The organism is Salinivibrio socompensis S35 (assembly GCF_000513715.1).
Classification (GTDB): Bacteria; Pseudomonadota; Gammaproteobacteria; order Enterobacterales; family Vibrionaceae; genus Salinivibrio; species Salinivibrio socompensis.
The window spans coordinates 1-5,026 of the sequence record NZ_AQOD01000113.1 but is presented as its reverse complement, the minus strand read 5'-3'; the positions used below and the strand labels follow the sequence as shown (position 1 = coordinate 5,026).

Sequence of the window (5,026 nt, the reverse complement as noted above, 5' to 3'; positions counted from 1 at the left end):
TGCCACCGATTTAAGAATCTCTGGCCGGTTTTTACGTTACGATCATCTCAGTCATTCTGCAGCAGGCACCCCGATACGGGCATGACAGAGCCGGTTCACATGGTGTGATTGCTCATTGATATGATGGGGCCGGTGCGCGGGACACGCTTGTAAACTAAACAGCCACTGGCGATAAGGCTCAAACATCGCTTTGGCGCGCACGGCTCGGGTTTTCCCCAGATTTAATTCACCAAAAAGCAGGTATGCAATCACACCCACAATCGGCAGGATATAGATGATCATCAGCCAAGCAATCGACACGCCCAGTGCACGTCGCTTGAATACCACGCGTATCGTCACACCCGCAATTGTTAGCCAGTACAGTAACAACAGCAGTAAAGTAAGGATTTCGTAGATTTTTTCCATGCCCAAGTGCACACCTTGATAGTCATCAATGAAGGATTAGCCCGTTCGCTGTTTCCATTTTGCCTAGGTTCTGAGCGGGTGCAAGCGACGTTTTGTCTTTGGTTTGTGACAAATTCATACTCGACAGTGAGTTAACGCACATGATTTGTGCTTTGTTTAGCTTAAATATTCATATAACTGTGACCAACAACCGCATTGTTAATTAGTTGTTAAATCAACAATTGCAGCAGAGAAAGTCACTGTGATACTCACTATAGATAGCGAATAGCGCTTATCACTGTCGAAGAAGTCATCACGAGGAGGAAGAATATGGGGAAATTGTGCCTATTTTAGGTATTACATACGGCAAGATCTTCAAATTCTACGCATAAACTGTTTTACTTACGAGTCTTTGCGGTGGGAATCACCCACCAAATATCGTAATAAAAAGTTTACACCCTTAGCAGTTTCATCAGCGACAACATCTTAGACTGTCGTTAAAAAAATCAACTAATTATCGCAAACAATAACGAGTAGGTATGGCAAACACACAACGCGCACAATTTTCATCCCGAATAGGGTTTATTTTGGCGGCTGCGGGCTCGGCGATTGGGCTGGGTAACATTTGGGGCTTTCCCACGCAAACAGCCTCAAACGGCGGCGCCGTCTTTCTATTCATTTATTTGTTAATGGTATTTATCCTAGCGTATCCCCTTTTAATCGCAGAACTCACTATTGGACGCTACGGTAATGCCAACCCCGTTCGCTCACTCTCGGCAGTGTCTGGTGGTCAGAAGTGGATAGGTCGGCTGCTTGGCCTGGTGGGTTTACTTGGGGCCACAGGTATCCTCAGTTTTTATACCATTGTGGCCGGGTGGCTCGTGGGCTATATGGTCTCTCCTTTATTGGCCTTAATCGGTTTTACTGATGCCGCGACCTGGCTGGAGTCATTCAGCGAAACCCGTAATTTGGCACTGATGCTGTGTTTTATGGTGCCGACGATACTCGTCGTGCGTAACGGCATTGCCAACGGCATTGAACGCTGGTCATCACGCCTCATGCCCGTCCTGTTTTTATTGTTCGTGATCATGGTGGTGTACATCTTATTTCAACCCGGCGCTATCGACGGTTTAAAGATGTATCTGATCCCCGATATGTCACACCTGTCACCTAGCCTTGTCGTAAGTGCCATGGGACAAGCCTTCTTCTCGTTATCACTCGGTGTCTGCGTGATGATGGTGTACGGCTCGTACCTCTCTAAAACCACCAACATTCCTAAAACAGCAGCACAAGTGGCACTGCTTGATACAGGTATAGCCTTTATCGCAGGGCTGCTGATCATGCCTGCGATGTTCGTTGCTCAGCACAATGGCGTGGCTATCTATAGTGATGCGGGCGCACTTCTCAGCAGTGATACACTGGTATTCAGTGTTCTCCCAGCCATGTTCGACACCATGGGAACCGCGGGTATTTTTGTCGGTTTTGCCTTTTTCCTACTGATGGTTATTGCGGCACTGACATCGGCGATTTCATTACTCGAGGTACCGGTGGCGTGTGCTACTGAAGAGCTCCGTCAATCACGCGAAAAAGCGGTGTGGTGGATTGGTGGCCTGATCACTATCGCCTCAGCCATTATCGTCTACAACTTTGGCGATTTGTTTGGCTTGGTGGTGACCGTGACCACCGAATACGCACAACCTATTCTCGGTCTGTTATTTGCACTTGTCGCCGGTTGGTTATGGCACCGCAATGAAATATTGAAAGAGCTGGTTCAAGGCTGTCCTGAACTGGGCGACACTTGGTTCTGGAAAATTTGGCCAGGTTATGTGCGTGTTATTTGCCCCATCTTAATGCTGCTTGTCTTTGGCTGGGATTGGATTTAACGCTTATCGGACCAATAAAAACTTGCCCGAATACTGTGTTAGCGGTCACAATTCTTATCTTGTACCGTAAAAAAGGGGCACATTGCCCCTTTTCAATCAGATGTGAAGAGAGCCATGCCTGACAATAAAAACAACTGCCCACGCGGCCAACTCCTGCTTCGTACATTAGCGATGCCTGCCGACACTAACGCGAATGGTGATATTTTTGGTGGCTGGATCATGTCTCAGCTCGATCTGGCAGGCGCCATTTTGGCTAAAGAAATCTCAGGCGGTCGCGTTGTCACCGTCTCAGTCAATGACATTACCTTTAAATCGCCGGTGAGTGTCGGTGATGTGGTTTGCTGCTACGGCACCTGCCAACGCATTGGCAATACCTCGATTACTATTGAACTAGAAGTGTGGGTAAAACCGGTGAGTCACGACGAGATTGGCGATCGCAATAAGGTCAGTCACGCAACCTTTAACTATGTTGCCATTGATGAGAACGGCCGCCCGCGCGCGATCAAAAAATAAAAAAAGAGGGCCTGTTTGCTTAACAGGCCCTCCCTTTATAACATAACGCTTCGTCATGATTACATGTTCTTGCGTTCATCAATGCACTCATCCGAGCCCATTTCAAACTCACGACAAATCCAGGGCCGATTTTCATAAATCGTGCACATAAACGTGTCTCGATCAACCGCTGAGCACCAACCATCGTCAAGCCGCTTCATCACCTCACCGCCCCACGCATCGATTTCAATATGCTCTCTCGGCACACCGGTATCAGTAATCAACATGACCTCTAAACGACAGCAACAGGCTTTACAGGTCGCGCAGGTGACATCAGAGGTCGGCAAATTTATTACTTCAATGGTCATAAACGGCTACATGTAACTGAGTTGCTGGCATCCTACGCTAAATTGACCGTGTTGACGAACAATGCCATGACGACACAGTGGTAGCATCGTGTTCATACGATCGATTGACTGAATTGCTACACTTAAGATAGCGACGCGTTCAATTCCCATGCATCCACCAAGGAGCTTCTATGCCAGCTCGCCCTGACTTTCTCGATAACCTCTCTCCCCATCACGGCAAAATTATCCCTGGCGTACTGAGCCAAGAGACACAAACGGCCCTCGCCGCCAAACTCGACGCCATGCCCAATGGGCAAACTTGGTATGCCGATATCTACAAAAAAGCGATTTATGGGCCATGGTGTTCCGTGATCCAACCCTAAACCTCGCTCATACGATCGAAGCCCTGCTGCCGGAATATCGCATCCTGGCCGATCTCTATTTAGAGAAAACACCAGAGGACCAAGGCTTTCCATTCCACACCGATTTTGACTCGATTGGCTTTATGGAGCACCCAGAAGAGATGCTCACGGTATGGATCCCGCTGACCCCGGTAAAAGAAGCCGGCTCAGGACAGTTATCGATCGTGATGGAAGAAGGGGCGGTTCGTTTGTCGCTTATTCGCGAGGCCAATCAATTGCACTCACTGGTGCGCATTGCCGACCCGTCGGTACCCGAGCATCCGCCGTTTCAAATCACCCAGCAAGAGTATGACTACATGGAGAAAGGTAAGGTGACCCCTGCGTTGGATGCAGGCGATGCCCTACTTTTTTGTAATGCCTTTTTTCATAAGTCTGAAGATGTGTACCACGGCAAACGCGCTGCGTATATCATGCGCTTGGTGCCCAAAGACGCCAAATTCAGCAAAACGCGTCTGCTGGCACTGAGAAAGCTTGGCCAGAACCTGGCGGTCGTTGAAGAATTACTGAAAACGCACTATCCGGAGGCGTTGTAAGGCGTAGCTTTTATTGAGGGTGGTGAACATGACGCTTCGCCCCTTCATTGTGCACGGTAGGCGCTAGGTGACTAATAGTGATACCGGCAAGATAGGATCGTAATAGACGTATCATCCACGGCGTAAACCAGCCGATTAGTATCATCAATACGCCGCGACCAAAAGCCTGTCAGATTTTCCTTTAGTGCCTCAGGCTTACCTATCCCCTCGAATGGCGTTCGTTTTACATCGAGGATGAGCCTGTTGATTCGCTTGAGTGTTTTTCTATCCTGACTTTGCCAGTAAACGTAGTCACGCCACGCATCATCCGTCCAGCAAAGTAAGCGACTACTCATCGTCATCGAATAACGCGTGCTCCATCGCTTTCCCCATCTTGTACTGAGTCATAGAGCGATTTAGGTGCTCAGCATTTGCGGGCGAGCGCAATAGATGGACGGTTTCCATAAGGCTGTTGTAGTAATCAAGCGACATCACCACCGCATCCTCTGCATCACGTCGGGTAATGACAGCGGTATCAGCGTCGTCAACCACCCCATCTAATACCGTTTTGAGGCCATTTCTCGCTTCAGTAAACGAAATAATTTTCATCGGATCACTCCTATTCGTACACCATAGAAGTATAGAGCAACAAACCAGACATGTACAACTTAAGGAACATGTCTGGTGATTGTTCGCTTAACACAATCGCCTAAAACGGCCGCGCGCCAAGTGTTCGGGTTGGATGGACAATACTGGCTTAACCCTGAGGCATCCCCTCATAAATCTGCCAGTGCACAGCCATCTTTTAAGAGCTGCTGGGCTAGAACCACAGCCGCAGCTAAGAGGTGTTGAGTTATAATTTCGTAGTCTGGTCGCCTGAGGACTTCCATACCTAACCGGACGGTAGACAGGACATTTCGATTTCTGACTGTATTCGCTTGAAAGTGCCTGTCCCATCCTTGCTGCTGCGCATGTATTCCTGCCAG

Annotated in this window: 9 protein-coding genes and 1 pseudogene; 4 read left to right on the top strand and 6 right to left on the bottom strand. The window is 48.6% G+C overall.

The annotated features are described in order from the left end of the window. Nucleotides 1–51: 51 nt before the first annotated feature. Complete coding sequence (locus tag DZ54_RS0112600; protein WP_025674458.1) at nt 52–405, bottom strand: PLDc N-terminal domain-containing protein; 354 nt, start codon at nt 403–405, stop codon at nt 52–54. A 518-nt stretch (nt 406–923) separates the two neighbouring features. Here DZ54_RS0112600 and DZ54_RS0112595 point away from each other — a divergent pair. After that, nucleotides 924–2,267 carry a sodium-dependent transporter gene (locus DZ54_RS0112595; RefSeq protein ID WP_025674457.1) on the top strand — a complete coding sequence of 448 codons (1,344 nt, stop codon included), beginning with the start codon at nt 924–926 and terminating at the stop codon, nt 2,265–2,267. 114 nt (nt 2,268–2,381) lie between these two features. Next, entirely contained in the window at nt 2,382–2,780 is a 399-nt protein-coding gene (yciA, locus tag DZ54_RS0112590) for an acyl-CoA thioester hydrolase YciA (protein ID WP_025674456.1), read from the top strand. 59 nt (nt 2,781–2,839) lie between these two features. On the opposite strand, the gene DZ54_RS0112585 is transcribed toward yciA, so the two are convergent. Beyond that, nucleotides 2,840–3,127 (bottom strand): YkgJ family cysteine cluster protein, encoded by a 288-nt coding sequence (locus DZ54_RS0112585; RefSeq protein WP_025674454.1) that lies wholly within the window; start codon nt 3,125–3,127, stop codon nt 2,840–2,842. A 6-nt stretch (nt 3,128–3,133) separates the two neighbouring features. After that, nucleotides 3,134–3,277, bottom strand: a complete 144-nt coding sequence (locus DZ54_RS25270) for a hypothetical protein (RefSeq protein ID WP_164831595.1) — start codon at nt 3,275–3,277, stop codon at nt 3,134–3,136. 20 nt (nt 3,278–3,297) lie between these two features. On the opposite strand from DZ54_RS25270, the gene DZ54_RS0112580 reads away from it, so the two are divergent. Then, nucleotides 3,298–3,489: a hypothetical protein gene (locus tag DZ54_RS0112580; RefSeq protein WP_025674452.1), complete on the top strand. Its 192-nt coding sequence runs from the start codon at nt 3,298–3,300 to the stop codon at nt 3,487–3,489. Next, entirely contained in the window at nt 3,465–4,061 is a 597-nt protein-coding gene (locus DZ54_RS0112575) for a phytanoyl-CoA dioxygenase family protein (RefSeq protein WP_025674451.1), read from the top strand. Before DZ54_RS0112580 ends, DZ54_RS0112575 begins: the two co-directional genes overlap by 25 nt. Nucleotides 4,062–4,132: 71 nt before the next feature. Here DZ54_RS0112575 and DZ54_RS24255 read toward each other — a convergent pair whose 3' ends face one another. The 3 genes and pseudogenes from DZ54_RS24255 to DZ54_RS0112560 all read right to left on the bottom strand — a co-directional run. Then, nucleotides 4,133–4,402 (bottom strand): Txe/YoeB family addiction module toxin, encoded by a 270-nt coding sequence (locus tag DZ54_RS24255; protein WP_205619398.1) that lies wholly within the window; start codon nt 4,400–4,402, stop codon nt 4,133–4,135. Continuing rightward, nucleotides 4,389–4,649, bottom strand: coding sequence for a type II toxin-antitoxin system Phd/YefM family antitoxin (locus tag DZ54_RS0112565; RefSeq protein WP_025674447.1), 261 nt, complete (start codon nt 4,647–4,649; stop codon nt 4,389–4,391). The genes DZ54_RS24255 and DZ54_RS0112565 overlap by 14 nt, the downstream gene beginning before the upstream one ends. Nucleotides 4,650–4,816: 167 nt before the next feature. Continuing rightward, nucleotides 4,817–5,026 (bottom strand): annotated as a pseudogene (locus DZ54_RS0112560) (IS4 family transposase); the annotation flags it as partial.

Bases quoted from the DNA above. Each gene is read 5' to 3' on its own strand.
- DZ54_RS0112580 (WP_025674452.1), top strand. From the start codon at position 3,298: ATGCCAGCTCGCCCTGACTTTCTCGATAACCTCTCTCCCCATCACGGC.
- DZ54_RS24255 (WP_205619398.1), bottom strand. From the start codon at position 4,402: ATGACGATGAGTAGTCGCTTACTTTGCTGGACGGATGATGCGTGGCGT.
- DZ54_RS0112600 (WP_025674458.1), bottom strand. From the start codon at position 405: ATGGAAAAAATCTACGAAATCCTTACTTTACTGCTGTTGTTACTGTAC.
- yciA (WP_025674456.1), top strand. From the start codon at position 2,382: ATGCCTGACAATAAAAACAACTGCCCACGCGGCCAACTCCTGCTTCGT.
- DZ54_RS25270 (WP_164831595.1), bottom strand. From the start codon at position 3,277: ATGGGAATTGAACGCGTCGCTATCTTAAGTGTAGCAATTCAGTCAATC.
- DZ54_RS0112575 (WP_025674451.1), top strand. From the start codon at position 3,465: ATGGTGTTCCGTGATCCAACCCTAAACCTCGCTCATACGATCGAAGCC.
- DZ54_RS0112595 (WP_025674457.1), top strand. From the start codon at position 924: ATGGCAAACACACAACGCGCACAATTTTCATCCCGAATAGGGTTTATT.
- DZ54_RS0112565 (WP_025674447.1), bottom strand. From the start codon at position 4,649: ATGAAAATTATTTCGTTTACTGAAGCGAGAAATGGCCTCAAAACGGTA.
- DZ54_RS0112585 (WP_025674454.1), bottom strand. From the start codon at position 3,127: ATGACCATTGAAGTAATAAATTTGCCGACCTCTGATGTCACCTGCGCG.